A 14,753-nucleotide genomic window follows, 5' to 3' on the forward strand; every position below is an offset into this window, starting at 1 on the left:
CACTCTGCCCGGCCAAGCGCGACGCAACGTTAAACCTCAGACTTTAAACCTTAAACATTGACCTTATTTCCCATGATTTTGAAGGCCCTGTTCATCTTTGTGTTGCTCATTGCTTTCGTGCCGCCGGTGCGCCGGTTTGTGTTCTACCTGTTGGTGGGGCGGCAACTGGTAAAAGAGCAGCGTCGTCAGCACGAGCGTACCGCACCTCCCCGCGAGGGCGAAACCCGTGTAACCAAGCCGGCCAGCAAAGGCGGCACCACATTCAAGGGCGGCGAATACGTTGACTACGAAGAAGTAAAATAGCTTTTAAGCTTTATTAACGAAGCCCGCGCTTACCTGCGCGGGCTTTTTTTGTGTCACCTCGTGTTTAGCATAAGAAGGCACAACTAATTTGGACAAACGAACCCGGAGTTGTTAATTTATAGGGGCAGCCCGTGGATAAACCAAACTAATTAGGCTGTTTTTCACGTTTTCTATTTAATCAGTACACGGCCCACGCGGCCTGCACAAAATCCATCACATGAAGTTTTCTTCCCTTGCTCTTGTCGGCACCGTGTCGGCGCTTTTCACTGCACACCAGGCCGTTTCACAAGTTAGAAAAACACCTACCCGCCCGGCTCAGGCCCGTCCGGCAGCTACAGCAATGGCTTCGGCCAAATCGACGTTAGCCAACAGTAATGACTCGCTGAGTTACAGCATTGGTTACAGTATTGCCCAGAGCATGAAGCAGCAGGGACTGACCAACGTGAACACGGTAGCGCTTGGGCAGGCTATTAATGACGCGTTGAAGGGGCAGAAGCTAGCCCTTGCCGAACCTCAGATGCAACAGATCATGATGAGCTACATGCAACAGCAGCAGATGGCCCGCATGGCAGAGCAGAATAAGCTGGCAGAACCCAACAAGAAAGCCGGAGCTGCTTTTCTGGCCGCAAACAAGACCAAGCCTGGTGTTCAGACTACAAGCAGTGGTTTACAGTATATTATTGAGAAAGAAGGAACCGGAGCCAAACCAACCCTCACTGATCAAGTTAAGGTACATTATGTTGGTACGCTGCTCGATGGCAAAGAGTTTGATAGTTCAGTGCGGCGGGGTCAACCTGCCGTGTTTGGTGTGACGCAAGTGATTAAGGGCTGGACGGAAGTGCTACAACTCATGCCCGTTGGCTCGAAGTGGAAAGTGTTTATCCCATCAGATAGTGCTTACGGCGACCAGGGGCAAGGTCATGACATTGCTCCCGGCTCGACGCTGGTTTTTGACATTGAGTTACTGGACATTGTAAAATCTAATTAGTGAATGAGCGATTGAGTGAATGAGCGAATGGTTTGGACTGCTGCGCGAGCATCTCTTTATGAAAACACTGCGCGAAGCGCTCCAAGCTATTCGCTCATTCACTCAATCGCTCATTCACTCATTGTGTATGAGAAAATACCTGATCACGCTGATTCCTGTGCTGATGCTGAGTCTTCAGCCCGACTCACGCTCTACGTCGGCCCCTGTGCCGTCTGTTACTGCTAAGGCTCCCGCCGCCGACGATTTGAAGCCGACGATGACCCAGGAGCGTGTGGAGCAGGTTGTTACGCAATTGCTGACCCGGCATCACTACCGCAAAGTGCGGTTGAGTGACTCGCTGTCGGCGGTAGTTTGGGACAACTACCTTAAAGAAATGGATGCCAGCAAAGTCTATCTGCTGGCGTCGGATATTGCAGCGTTCGACAAGTACAAATTTCAGATCGACGATGCACTGGTAAATGGCGACCTGACGGCGGCTTTCGATATGTTCAACGTGTTTCGTAAACGGCTGGCCGAACGGTCAGACTTTGTAAAGCAGACGCTGAGTAAGCCGTTTAATTTCTCGGCCGATGAGTCGTACAATACAGATCGGGAGAAGGCGGCATGGCCTAAAAATCTGGAAGAGCAAAACGAACTCTGGCGCAAAATGCTCAAGAACCAGGCACTGGAGCTAAAACTGACAGGTAAGGCTGATACAGCCGTAGCCAGCCTGATGAGCACCCGTTATAAAAGCCTGGAACGTCGGCAGGGCCGGATCAAGAGCGAAGATGTGTTCCAGATGTATATGAACGCCTTCGGTGAAGCCCTTGATCCACACACCAACTATTTCGCGCCCCGCACCGCCGATCTGTTCAACCAGGAAATGAGTCAGTCGCTGGAGGGCATTGGCGCGCTGTTACAGGAAGACGGTGAATACACGAAAATATCGGATCTGGTGCCGGGTGGTCCTGCTTTCCGGAGTAAGCAATTCACCAAAGGTGACCGCATCATCGGCGTAGCACAAGGCGACAATGGTCCCATGGTGAGCATTGTTGGTTTCCAGGTTGACGATGCTGTGAAACTGATTAAAGGTCCCAAAGGCACGGTAGTACGCCTGCAGGTACGGCCCGCTACGGCCCTTGCTGCCGACGTGCCTAAAGAGATCCGGATTGTTCGGGAAAAAATCAAGCTGGAAGAGCAACGTGCTCACAAAGAGGTTATTGACATTACCGAAGACGGTCGTAACTATAAACTTGGCGTGGTAACGGTACCTCTGTTCTACCGTGATTTCGACGCGGCCCGTCGGCGCGAAAGTGAAGTGGCCAGTACGACGACAGATGTGAAACGCCTGATCGACTCATTGAAATTGCAGAAGGTAGACGGCGTAGTGCTCGATCTGCGCGGTAATGGTGGTGGTTCGTTGCTGGAAGCAATCAACCTGACCGGTTTGTTTATCCAAAAAGGCCCCGTAGTACAGGTGCGTGACTCTGGCGGCGATACCGAAGTGATGGCCGACAATGATCCGTCTGTTACTTACGACGGTCCGCTGGCGATTTTGGTTGACCGGTTTAGCGCTTCGGCTTCAGAGATTTTCGCGGCGGCTATTCAGGATTATAAACGCGGGCTGATTGTGGGTGGTCAGACGTTCGGTAAAGGCACCGTGCAGCAGCTTATTGATCTGAATAACATGTTGCCAAAAGAGCAGGATAAAGTGGGTCAGGTGAAAATGACGGTGCAGAAGTTTTACCGCATCAACGGTAGCAGTACGCAGCACAAAGGCGTTACGCCCGACATTTCATTTCCCTCGCGCTTTTCGGCAGAAGAGTACGGCGAGAGTGCACAGGCAAGTGCCCTCCCCTGGGATCAGATCGCCTCGACCCGCTTCGATGCCACCAGCTTTATTAATGACAAGCTGACTACCCGCCTGCGTGAGAAATATGAGCAGCGTTTGAAGACAGACGTCGATCTGAAGCGTGAAGCACAAGCCGTGGTTGATTTCAAAAAAGCGAAAGAGAACACGACGGTGTCGTTGCAGGAGAGTAAGCGCAAGAAAGAAAAAGACGACGCTGACAAGAAAGTAGCTGCCCTTGATAAGTCTGGCGCGCTTGATTCTGAAACACCTGAAACGCCCGCTACGGCAAAGGCAAAGAAGAAAAAAGACACGTACCTGATTGAAGCCGGACGTATTTTGTCGGATATGATTGCGCTGCAAGGCAAAGTCAAAACGGCCATGAACAGCAACAACTAGTCGATTAGTTTTTTTACCAAAAAGGGTCCAGACACTACCGTCTGGACCCTTTTTTTGTGTGCAGCGAAGTAATACTCCGTTGCACAAGTATAGCGCATAGCTACGCGCTGAAGGTTGCTGACGCCCAGTCGAAGGGCCAGGCGTCAGCACCCTTCAGCGCGTAGCTACACCCACTACTTGTGCAACAAATTAGCAGAAGGCAGGAAACTTATTTCACCTCCCAAACCGTCAACGCGTCAAAAACGGCAGCCCCACCGTCGGAAAACAGCTCGATGTTGCCTTCGTGCTTTGTAGGAAACACCAGGTCCGTCATCACTCGCTGACCATCATTGGCGAAGATTTCGATAATAGATTTGTCAACCAGCAGGTGCAGTTTCAGCCGTCCGTTTTGTGGAGCAACCCGCACCGATTCAATGCTGGGGAAGCGGTCGCTGAAGGTTACGTTGCCTGAATGCGTCCGGTCGAAGGAGAGTGTTTGAGTGGCGGTATCGTAGGTCAGAACGCTTTCTTCGGCTCCGCTTTTCAGCAATCGAATACCCACTTTTTTGGCTGAGCCTACTGTGATGGTAGCTTCCAGTTCGTAAGACTCACCAGCATAGCCAAGCGGCGTAGGCTTGTCGACAGTCATGTTGGTGATGGTCGTCACTTTCTTGCGGAAAGCAGCCAGCGATATAGGCGTTTGCACTAACCGGTATCCCTGCGGCGTATTCTGCAAACTCAACTCGCGCGGTACCGACATGGCTCCTTTAAAAGGCGTGGTGGGAATTTTGTTGGCATATTCCCAATCGTTGAGCCAGCCAATCATGATTGGCTTCCGGCGGTTGGTGGGGCGGTCGTTGAACGGAATACCAGCGTAGAAGTCTTTACCCTCGTCCACATACAAAATCTCGTTTTGCCGCTGAGGCGTAAATGTTTTCCCATCAAAATCACCCACGAAATACTGCATGGCGAGGTAGTTTTTTTGCCGGTGCCCACTCGACACCGTCAGCACCCACTTCTTCGCCGACGACCCTTCCACCGGCACCTCAAACAGGGCCGGGCATTCCCAGACGCGGGTAGTGTCGCCCATGGGACCGAAAAGGCTCAGTAGTTTCCAGTCTTTCAGATTGACCGATTCGTAAAAGGCCGCCTGGTGATCGGTAGGTTTGATCACCGCCATAAGCCATTTCCTGCCGGGTGCATACCAGAATACGTTCGGGTCACGAAACTCCTTAGTATGCAAATCCAGCACCGGATTATGGGCGTATTCGGTCCAGGTGCGGCCTTTATCAGCGCTGTAGGCCAGGTTTTGGTACTGCGCAGTTTGCTTGCCACCCGCAGAGACGTTGCCGGTATAGATGGCCACCATGCAGTCTTTGGTACCCACAGGACAAAGACCGCTTTGATTGTTTTTGTCAACCACGGTACTGCCCGAGAAGATGGCTGTCTGCGACTTTCCATCGGCGCTGGTAAACTCTGGAATTGCCAGGGGCAGGTGCTGCCAGCGGATCAAATCTTTGCTGGTAGCATGGCCCCAGCTCATGTGGCCCCACTCGTTGCCAAAAGGATTATGCTGGTAGAACAGGTGATATTCGCCGTTGGCATAAATCGTCCCGTTGGGGTCGTTGATCCAGTTTTTTGGCGGCGTAAAGTGATACCGGGGTCGGTACTCTTCTGCTTTCAGGGCTGGCTGGGCAAGTGAAAAATGGGCCGTAGTGAGCAGAAGGGCAATTTTTAGAGTCAGGATTTTCATATGGGCAAAAGGTTGCACATTGTGGATTTGGATTAAGTATTTTTTTGTCATCCTGACGAAGGAGGGATCTAGTCTCCTCCAATTGTATTGTGTATTAGGAAAATAGATCCCTCCTCTGTCGGGATGACAAAAACCGCCCAGAAGTCATCCTACCGAACATCAAAGTGATTTCCGCACAATAAGCCGAAAAGGGTTTTCAATGTGTTCGCGGCTATTGGTGAGCACTAGCTGGGCGGCGGTACGGCCCATCTGCGCAAAATCGGTTGAGAGCACGGTGATACCTTCCAGCAAAAATTCCTTCAGCGGCGTGTCATTATACGATAAAATACCCACCTCCTCACCCAGCACAAAGGGCGTGGCCTTTGTCTGTTTTATGAGTTCAACCAGGTCTTCTTCCATCAGATTGATGTAGGCGTTTTTGGGCTGAATCACCTCTTTCTGGATATCGCGGACAATTTTGGCCGTGAACTGATGCTCGGCGCAAAACTTGTAGAAACCGTTTAGAATACCGCGTGGGTGATAGGTGTAGATCGGGAAAAGCAGGTTCAGTGTAGTGTATTTGCGCAGTAGCGGTAAGGCATCTGTTAAGGCCTGATAGAGGTCTTTTTCAAAGTTCTGGAAAACAGCGGCGTACTGCCCCGTCACACCCTCAAGCAGTTTGTCAAGGATAACCAGTTTGTGTTTCGGCAGGCTGTTGATAAGCTCATAGGCTTTATCACCACCCTCGAAAAAATGGGCAATAATGACAAAGTGCGTATGGTTACGGGCATGGGTTTGAATCAGGTCGCGGAAGAGGCGGAAGTCATTGTTGTAGATGAAAAAGTCAATGCTGATACCAGGACCAAGTGCTTCTACGAAAGCATCGTAGATCAGCTTTTTATGGGCACTCAATTTATTGAACAGCAGGAATATCTTCAGGTTTTTTCCCGTCTGCGTATAATTAATGTAAAAGCCCTTCCCCTTCACGGCACCCACAATCTCTTTTTCTTTCAGCAGTTCATAGGCCCGCTCCACCGTGCCTTTGGCTACGTCAAATTCGGCGCACACTTCGTGGATAGACGGCAGTTTGTCGCCGGGTAAAATGTCGTGATTCTCGATACCCTCCACAATCGAATTATAGATTTGCTGGTATTTGGGCGTGTTCGAGTAATCGTTGATTTTAATATGATAGAGCATGGTTCAATAGGACAGTATGGGAAAGCCCGGCCGGGTCTTTAGTTACTTTTGTACTGCTACCGATTTGGCACAAAACCGACCGGATAACCAACTTTATGCAAGCGGCTCACCCATTAACCACTCCAGTAAATTCTCAAACGTTTCGGCATGTCAGCTACCTCTGGGACGAAGCTACGGCGGCAGCCCTGCCCGGCACTACCGACTATGACCGAGAGGTAGCTCTGCTCCTGTACCGCTCTAACCTGCTGGGTGCCGACCTGCGCCTGACCAATTATGGCGGCGGCAACACATCCTGCAAAGCCATGGCCCCCGACCCCCTTACGGGTCAGCTCGCCGAGGTGATGTGGATCAAAGGGTCTGGCGGCGACATTGGTACCCTAAAACGAAGTGGTCTGGCGGCGCTCTACGTAGACCGGTTGCTGAACCTGAAAAACGTGTACCGCGGGCTGGCGCACGAAGACGAAATGGTAGAACTGTTCAACCATTGCATCTATGATCTGGCCTCGAAAGCACCGTCTATCGACACGCCCTTGCATGGGTTTCTGCCTTTTAAACACATCGACCACCTCCACCCCGACGCAGCCATTGCCATTGCCGCAGCGAAGGATGGTAAACGCATTACCCAGGAGTTGTTCAACGGGCAGATTGGCTGGGTAGACTGGCGCCGTCCCGGTTTTGAACTAGGTCTGGAACTGGCGCAGTGCCTGGCCGATAACCCCGGCATCCGGGGCATTATGCTCGGCTCGCACGGACTGTTTACCTGGGGCGACACCGCCTACGAAAGCTATGTGAACACGCTCGAGGTAATCGAGACCTGCGCCGAATACCTTGAATCGAACTATGGCAAGAGCCGCCCCGTCTTTGGTGGTGCCGCCATCAGCCCCCTCGCCCCCGCCGACCGGCAGGCCAAAGCTGCTGCATTGGCCCCAACCCTGCGCGGTTACTGCTCATCGGAACGGCATCAGATCGGCCATTTTACCGACGATGCGCGGGTGCTGGAGTTCATCAACTCCAACGACCTGTCGCGGCTGGCACCCATGGGCACGAGTTGCCCCGATCACTTTTTGCGCACCAAAATAAGCCCGCTGGTGCTGGACCCAGCCCAACTGGAAGGCGACGCAACCGCCTACCTCGACAGCGCCTTTGCAGCTTACCGCAAGGATTATCAGGCTTACTACGATACCTGCAAACACCCCAACAGCCCCGCCATCCGTGATGCCAACCCGGTGGTGATTCTGTATCCGGGTGTGGGCATGTTTACCTTCGCCAAAGACAAGCAAACGGCGCGGGTGGCGGCGGAGTTTTACACCAACGCCATCAACGTGATGAAGGGTGCCGAGGCCGTTTCAGAATACACCTCGCTGCCCCGGCAGGAAGCATTCGACATTGAATATTGGCTGCTGGAAGAGGCAAAGCTGCAACGGATGCCCAAACCCAAGGCACTGTCGGGCAAAATTGCGCTTGTCACGGGTAGCGCGGGGGGTATTGGTAAGGCCATCGCCCGCAAATTTGCCGACGAAGGCGCCTGTGTTATCATCAACGATTTCGACACTGACCGACTGGCCGGAGCCGACGAAGCCTTCAAAAGCAGTTATGGCCGCGACACCCACGCTATTGCCAATCTCGACGTAACCAAAAAAGACAGCATTGAAGCCGCGTTCAACGTAGCGGCGGTCGCCTTTGGCGGGGTCGACATTGTGGTAAACTGCGCAGGCATCAGCATCTCGAAACCACTGGAAGAACATACCGAAGCCGACTGGGATGCCCTCTACGATATTCTGGTAAAAGGTCAGTTTATGGTCACGCAGGCGGGGGTAAACACCATGCGCAAGCAGAACCTGGGCGGCGATGTGCTGAACATTGTCTCGAAGAACGCGCTGGTTTCGGGTCCCAACAACGCGGGCTACGGCTCGGCGAAGGCGGCTCAACTGCACCTGAGCCGCCTCAACGCCGCGGAACTGGGCAAAGACCACATCCGTGTAAACGTGGTCAACCCTGACGCGGTCATCTCTGACTCGAAAATCTGGGCCGGCGCCTGGGCCGAAGGCCGCGCCAAAGCCTATGGGGTTACGGTAGCTGAACTCCCCGCCTACTACGCCAAACGTACGCTGCTGGGCGAGGTAATCCTCCCCGACGACATTGCCAACGCCTGCTTTGCTTTTGTGGGTGGATTGCTGGCTAAATCAACCGGCAACGTGCTAAACGTAGATGGCGGTGTGGCCATGGCCTTTGTTCGATAAACATATGGGCCGCAGATTTTTATGATGCTTATGATTAAATAAGATCATAATCCATCATAAGCATCATAAAAATCTGCGGCCCATCATTACCCTAAACTGGTTAAATCAATGCTCCTTGCCCCCGAAACGATAGCCGATTTCAATCAGCAGCACCTCGACAGTCACCGCCGGAAGCTGGCCTATTGGACTGATGAGGTTGGCGCCGCCGAAACAATTATTGAAAAGCTGATAGCGTTTCAGATTGCCATTCCATCCTGGGCATTGGGTACGGGCGGCACTCGGTTCGGGCGGTTTGGTGGTGGCGGTGAACCCCGTAACCTCGACGAAAAAATCGCCGATGTTGGACTGTTGCATGCCCTCAACCGCAGCAGCGGGGCTATTTCACTCCATATTCCGTGGGATATCCCAACCGACCCTGAAGCCACTAGGCAACTTGCTGCTCACTATGGTCTGCGCTTCGATGCGGTCAATTCCAACACCTTCCAGGATCAGCCTACCGGGCAGGCACATAGCTACAAGTTCGGGTCGTTGCAACATACCGACGCGGCCGTGCGGCGGCAGGCCATCGAGCATAATATCGAGGTCATCAGGCATGGTGTGGCGTTGGGGTCCGATTCGCTGACGGTGTGGTTATCAGATGGATCGTGTTTTCCCGGGCAGCTTAATTTCCGTAAAGCCTTCGACCGCACCCTCGACAGCCTGCAACAGATTTACGCCGCCCTGCCCGATGCCTGGAAGCTATTTGTGGAATACAAAGCCTTCGAACCTAACTTTTATTCCATGACCGTCGGCGACTGGGGCAGCAGCCTGCTCTACGCCACCAAACTCGGTCCCAAAGCCTATACGCTCGTTGACCTTGGTCACCACCTGCCCAATGCCAACATCGAGCAGATCGTGGCGATCCTGTTGCACGAAGGCAAGTTGGGCGGTTTCCACTTCAACGATTCGAAATATGGCGACGACGACCTCACGGCGGGCAGCATCAAACCGTATCAGCTGTTTCTGATTTTCAACGAATTAGTAGACGGGATGGATGCGCGGGGCATGGATCACGCCACCGGCCTGGGCTGGATGATCGACGCGAGCCACAACGTAAAAGACCCCCTCGAAGATCTGCTTCAGTCGGTCGACGCCATCCAGATGGCCTACGCACAGGCGTTGCTTGTTGACCGCGCCGCACTGGAAGAAGCCCGCGAAACCAACGACGTAGTGCAGGCGCAGGAGCTGTTGCAGGACGCATTCCGCACCGACGTTCGCCCACTCGTGGCCGAAGCCAACCGCCGCGCCGGGGGTGCCCTTAACCCCCTAGCTCTGTTCCGCCGCCAAAACGTCCGCCGACAACTCATTAGCGAACGCGGTCTGAAAACCGTTGCTACGGGATTGTAGTGAATGGTGAGGGAGTAATTTGGACTGCACCGTTGCCCACCGTTGTCGCTTGGCTCCAGCCGGGGGCGCCCAGCCGAGTGACGTATATTCAAAGGGCCTCCGGCCCGTAGTGCGACGTTGAGTTATATTGGCCTATTGCTGCAAAGTCAACCTACGGGCCGGAGGCCCTTTGATAGGGGTCACTTGGCTGGAGCCAAGTGACAACGACGCAGCCCAAATTACCATTCAACCCTCAACCTTCACCCCTCACCATCCACTCTCCACTCATCATTCTTCACTCATGCCTCTTCCCGTCATCGCGATCTTCGACATTGGCAAGACCAACAAGAAACTGTTTCTCTTCGACGAACAGTACCGCATTGTCTGGGAACAAGCCGAGACATTCACTGACATTGCTGATGAAGACGGCGATCCCTGCGAAGACGTGGCGAGGCTCAATGCCTGGGTACGTAATGGGTTGATGCGGGCGCAACAACTACCAACGTTCGAAATAAAGGCGGTTAATTTCTCTACCTACGGAGCCAGCCTGGCTTATATAGACGCTGACTATCAACCCGTTGGTCAGCTGTATAATTACCTCAAGCCTTTCCCGGATACCCTGCGTGAACAGTTTTACAGCACTTACGGCGAACCGGCTAAGTTGTCGTTACAAACGGCTTCGCCCTGTCTGGATAGCCTCAACTCGGGGTTGATGTTGTATCGGATCAAGTACGACAAACCAGCGCTGTTTGATAAAATTCTGTATGCGCTGCACCTGCCGCAGTATGTCAGTTTTCTGTTCACGGGTCAGCCCGTCACCGATTGCACCAGCCTTGGTTGCCATACCATGCTCTGGGATTTTACCAAACAGGACTATGCCGATTGGGTTAAGAAAGAAGGGCTTACAGACATATTTGGGCCGATTACGCCATCCGACCACGTGGTTGACGTACCGCTGAATGGTCATTCAGTAGAAGTTGGCGTAGGGCTGCACGACTCATCGGCGGCGTTGATTCCGTATCTGAGTGCTTTTAAGGAGCCATTTGTACTGCTCTCTACGGGTACGTGGTGCGTGAGTATGAACCCCTTCAATCGTCAACCGCTCACCGCCGAAGAATTGCAGTATGACTGCCTGAACTACCTGCATTACGGTGGTCAGCCCGTGAAAGCGTCGCGCCTCTTTGCGGGCTACGAACACGAGCAACAGGTAAAACGCCTCGCCAACCATTTCAACGTCTCTCCCGATTACTACACCACCGTAGCCTACGACCCTGGGCTGATAGACACGCTTCAACAACGCATTCCAGAGAGCAAAACCGTTGAATTTGGCAAGAAAGAAGCACTCATCTCCATGACTGGTTCTGTGTTCAACAACCGCGACCTGAGCACCTTCGCTACATATGACCTGGCTTACCATCAGCTTATGCTCGACATTATGGCGCAACAGTTGATTTCCACTAACTTAGTTATAGCCGATTCGCCCGTTAAACGCCTGTTCGTCGATGGTGGTTTTGGCAAAAATCCGATTTACATGAGCCTCCTGGCCAGGGCTTTTCCCGACATCGCCGTATATGCTGCTTCGGTAGCACAGGCATCGGCGCTGGGCGCGGCGCTGGCCATCCATGACCATTGGAACAGTGGGTCGATGCCAACCAACAGCATAGACCTGAAACTTTACCCAACGCAATGAACGTCGGACTTTTCATCCCCTGCTACGTCGACCAATTTTACCCCCATGTTGCCGTGGCTACACTTCGGCTGCTTGAGGCCGTGGGTTGTACCGTGCACTATCCGCTAACCCAAACCTGCTGCGGGCAGCCCATGGCCAATTCTGGCTATGCGTACCTGACGGGGGGATGCGACGAAAACTTCATTCGTAATTTTGCCCGTTATGACTATGTCGTTTCGCCCTCAGGGAGTTGTACGCTACACATAAAACAGCATTTACACGGCCAAAATGAAGCCAATGAAGCCCACGCAACGGCCATTCGTTCACGGATCTATGAGCTAACCGAGTTCCTGACTGATGTAGTAAAAGTGACTGATCTGGGTTCGTTGATGCCTAAGCGCACAACACCAATTCGCGTGGGTATGCACCAAAGCTGCCACGGACAGCGCGGGTTGCACCTCTCGCAGATGTCGGAACTGATGGCCCCACCCTACTCGAAACCTGTTCAGTTACTACAGCAAATTGAGGGTATTAAGTTGGTCAAACTTGACCGGCCCGACGAGTGTTGTGGGTTTGGCGGCACATTCTGTGTGACGGAAGAAGCCGTTTCGGCCAAAATGGGTAAAGATCGCGTGGCCGACCACCTGCGGCAGGGTGTCGACTACATTACTGGCGTCGATGTGTCGTGTTTGATGCACATGGAAGGGATTTTGAAACGTATGCAGTCGCCGGTACAGGTGAAACATATTGCTGAATTGTTGACCAACACGTTATGAGCCATCCGCAAAACAGACTCGATCACCCCGACGCGGCGGCGGTGTTCAACAAAGACGAAGCCCGCGTTGACTGGCATGACGAAACGCTTTGGTTCGTAAGGGCGAAACGCGACAAAGCCGCGGGGCAAATTCCTGAGTGGGAATCCCTCCGCGAGGCGGCTTCGCAAATCAAAAATCACGTGCTGTCGAACATGCATGATTTGCTGGTCGAGTTTGAAACGAAGGCAGTTCAAAACGGTATCACCGTGCATTGGGCCGCCAATGCGGCCGAGCATAACGCTATCATCCTCAGTATTTTACAGTTGACAAATACCAGACAGATGGTTAAGTCGAAGTCGATGCTGACGGAGGAATGTGGTTTAAACGAATACCTGGTCGAGCACGGTATCGAGGTGATCGATAGTGATTTGGGTGAACGGATTGTACAGATGCGGGGTGAAAAACCGTCGCACATTGTGCTGCCTGCCATTCACCTCAAAAAGTCGGATGTGGGTGATACATTCCACAAACACCTTGGCACCACGGCGGGCGCCACTGACCCGCAATACCTCACTGAAGCCGCCCGGCAACACCTGCGCGAAACGTTTTTGACGCGGAAAGTAGCCCTCACCGGTGTCAACTTCGCCATTGCCGAAACGGGCGGATTTGTGGTGTGTACTAACGAAGGCAACGCCGACATGGGCGTCCATTTGGCCGACGTACACATTGCCAGCATGGGTTTCGAGAAGATCATTCCGAAAGCCGAGCATCTGGGTGTTTTTCTCAGACTCCTGGCTCGTTCGGCCACGGGGCAGCCCATTACCACGTTTTCGAGTCATTTTCATAAGCCACGCAAGGGACACGGTGACGAAGCCGACCAGCAGATTCACCTTATTATTGTCGACAATGGCCGTAGCCGTCAACTGGGGCGGGCCGATTTTCGTAATTCACTCAAATGCATTCGGTGTGCCGCCTGCCTGAATACCTGTCCTGTGTATCGACGCAGTGGCGGACATAGCTACCATAGTGCCATTGCGGGACCAATTGGTTCTATTCTGGCGCCAAATCTGGACATGCGCCAAAACGTTGACCTGCCGTTTGCGTCTACGCTTTGTGGTTCCTGTACGAATGTCTGTCCCGTCAAAATCGACATTCACGAACAACTGTATAAGTGGCGGCAGGTACTGATGCAGGAAGGATACGGCCCTACAACCAAAACAGTAGCGATGAAAACGATGGCCATGGTGCTGGAATCACCCCGACTCTATCGAATAGCCGGCAGTGTAGGGCGTGGCGTATTGCGTTTCACACCCGCATTAATCGAGAACGGGCTAAACCCATGGTACACACAACGCGAAATGCCCGAAGCACCGGCAAAGAGTTTTCGTGAATGGTACGTTGACCAGCCAAAGCATGAATAGTCGAGACCATATGCTGGCTACTATCAAGGCAAATCAGCCCACGCTGATCCCCTTGCCAGATGAATTCAGGTTTAACACCTCTTATACCGACAACCTGGCCCAGTTTTCAGCCGTATTGGCATCGATTGGTGGGCTGGCGGTTGAAGTACCCGACTACCTGTCTATTGAGACACATCTTCAGCAGCTGTTTCCAAAATTACTCGACGTAGTCACTACCTTACCCGAACTGGCCCATCTGGCCGATGTTTCACTTGTTCACATCCTAGACCCCCATGAACTGGCAAGCGTCAATCTGGCCATTATTGAAGGGCAATGGGCGGTGGCCGAAAACGGGGCTATTTGGGTCGACGAGCAGCACCTACCACACCGGGCCTTGCCCATGATTACTCAGTTTCTTGCCATCGTCATTCACCGAACGGCTATTGTGCCTAATATGCACAATGCATACGAGCAAATCAGAGTGAATAAAACTGGTTTTGGTACATTCATCGCAGGCCCATCTAAAACAGCTGACATAGAACAAAGTCTGGTCATTGGGGCGCATGGCGCGCGCAGCCTTGTTGTTTATGTTCTGCCAGACTAAGGTTCAGACTACCACTTATATACACATAAAAAAAGCTCTTCTGCCTGGGCAGAAGAGCTTTGGAAAAGACAAGGTGGCGGCCGCCTACTCTCCCGGTCGTGACACCAGTACCATCGGCAGTGCGGGGCTTAACGGCTCTGTTCGGAATGGGAAAAGGTGTTCACCCGCCCGTTGCCACCAACCAAGTTATCGTTAGCGTAACCATCGCTACGCAAAGACCAGTGTCTTGTCACTACTGGGAAGAAAGATAGGTTAGTCGATAATAATTAATACATGATCCAAAGCATGTATATC

Annotated in this window: 11 protein-coding genes and 1 rRNA gene; 9 read left to right on the forward strand and 3 right to left on the reverse strand. The window is 52.7% G+C overall.

Features of this window, described 5'->3' with window-relative positions:
- Positions 1-72: 72 nt before the first annotated feature.
- The 3 genes from J2I47_RS25855 (at position 73) to J2I47_RS25865 (ending at position 3,518) form a co-directional block, all read left to right on the forward strand.
- Positions 73-303, forward strand: coding sequence for a DUF4834 domain-containing protein (locus J2I47_RS25855; RefSeq protein WP_207367528.1), 231 nt, complete (start codon positions 73-75; stop codon positions 301-303).
- Between the two features lie 217 nt (positions 304-520).
- Positions 521-1,291, forward strand: coding sequence for a BamJ family beta-barrel-assembly machinery protein (gene bamJ / locus J2I47_RS25860; protein WP_207367529.1), 771 nt, complete (start codon positions 521-523; stop codon positions 1,289-1,291).
- Between the two features lie 127 nt (positions 1,292-1,418).
- Positions 1,419-3,518, forward strand: coding sequence for a carboxy terminal-processing peptidase (locus tag J2I47_RS25865; RefSeq protein ID WP_207367530.1), 2,100 nt, complete (start codon positions 1,419-1,421; stop codon positions 3,516-3,518).
- A gap of 208 nt (positions 3,519-3,726) precedes the next feature.
- Here J2I47_RS25865 and J2I47_RS25870 read toward each other — a convergent pair whose 3' ends face one another.
- Together J2I47_RS25870 and J2I47_RS25875 are read right to left on the reverse strand one after the other, a co-directional pair.
- Positions 3,727-5,250, reverse strand: coding sequence for a glycoside hydrolase family 32 protein (locus tag J2I47_RS25870; RefSeq protein ID WP_207367531.1), 1,524 nt, complete (start codon positions 5,248-5,250; stop codon positions 3,727-3,729).
- A 159-nt stretch (positions 5,251-5,409) separates the two neighbouring features.
- Complete coding sequence (locus J2I47_RS25875; protein ID WP_207367532.1) at positions 5,410-6,426, reverse strand: GntR family transcriptional regulator; 1,017 nt, start codon at positions 6,424-6,426, stop codon at positions 5,410-5,412.
- Positions 6,427-6,521: 95 nt separating this feature from the next.
- Here J2I47_RS25875 and J2I47_RS25880 point away from each other — a divergent pair, with 95 nt between their 5' ends.
- The 6 genes from J2I47_RS25880 to J2I47_RS25905 all read left to right on the forward strand — a co-directional run bounded on the left by J2I47_RS25880 (position 6,522) and on the right by J2I47_RS25905 (position 14,459).
- Positions 6,522-8,666: a bifunctional aldolase/short-chain dehydrogenase gene (locus J2I47_RS25880; protein WP_207367533.1), complete on the forward strand. Its 2,145-nt coding sequence runs from the start codon at positions 6,522-6,524 to the stop codon at positions 8,664-8,666.
- A gap of 108 nt (positions 8,667-8,774) precedes the next feature.
- Positions 8,775-10,052: a sugar isomerase gene (locus J2I47_RS25885; RefSeq protein ID WP_207367534.1), complete on the forward strand. Its 1,278-nt coding sequence runs from the start codon at positions 8,775-8,777 to the stop codon at positions 10,050-10,052.
- A 280-nt stretch (positions 10,053-10,332) separates the two neighbouring features.
- A complete protein-coding gene (locus tag J2I47_RS25890; RefSeq protein WP_207367535.1) occupies positions 10,333-11,721 on the forward strand; it encodes an FGGY-family carbohydrate kinase in 1,389 nt (462 codons plus the stop codon).
- Positions 11,718-12,476 (forward strand): (Fe-S)-binding protein, encoded by a 759-nt coding sequence (locus J2I47_RS25895; RefSeq protein WP_207367536.1) that lies wholly within the window; start codon positions 11,718-11,720, stop codon positions 12,474-12,476. Before J2I47_RS25890 ends, J2I47_RS25895 begins: the two co-directional genes overlap by 4 nt.
- Positions 12,473-13,876 carry a lactate utilization protein B gene (locus J2I47_RS25900; protein ID WP_207367537.1) on the forward strand — a complete coding sequence of 468 codons (1,404 nt, stop codon included), beginning with the start codon at positions 12,473-12,475 and terminating at the stop codon, positions 13,874-13,876. The genes J2I47_RS25895 and J2I47_RS25900 overlap by 4 nt, the downstream gene beginning before the upstream one ends.
- A complete protein-coding gene (locus tag J2I47_RS25905; RefSeq protein ID WP_207367538.1) occupies positions 13,869-14,459 on the forward strand; it encodes a LutC/YkgG family protein in 591 nt (196 codons plus the stop codon). The genes J2I47_RS25900 and J2I47_RS25905 overlap by 8 nt, the downstream gene beginning before the upstream one ends.
- 71 nt (positions 14,460-14,530) lie before the next feature.
- Here J2I47_RS25905 and rrf read toward each other — a convergent pair.
- Positions 14,531-14,641: ribosomal RNA gene (rrf, locus tag J2I47_RS25910) — 5S ribosomal RNA — on the reverse strand.
- Positions 14,642-14,753: the final 112 nt, after the last annotated feature.

Source organism: Fibrella rubiginis (assembly GCF_017353185.1).
Classification (GTDB): domain Bacteria; phylum Bacteroidota; class Bacteroidia; order Cytophagales; family Spirosomataceae; genus Fibrella; species Fibrella rubiginis.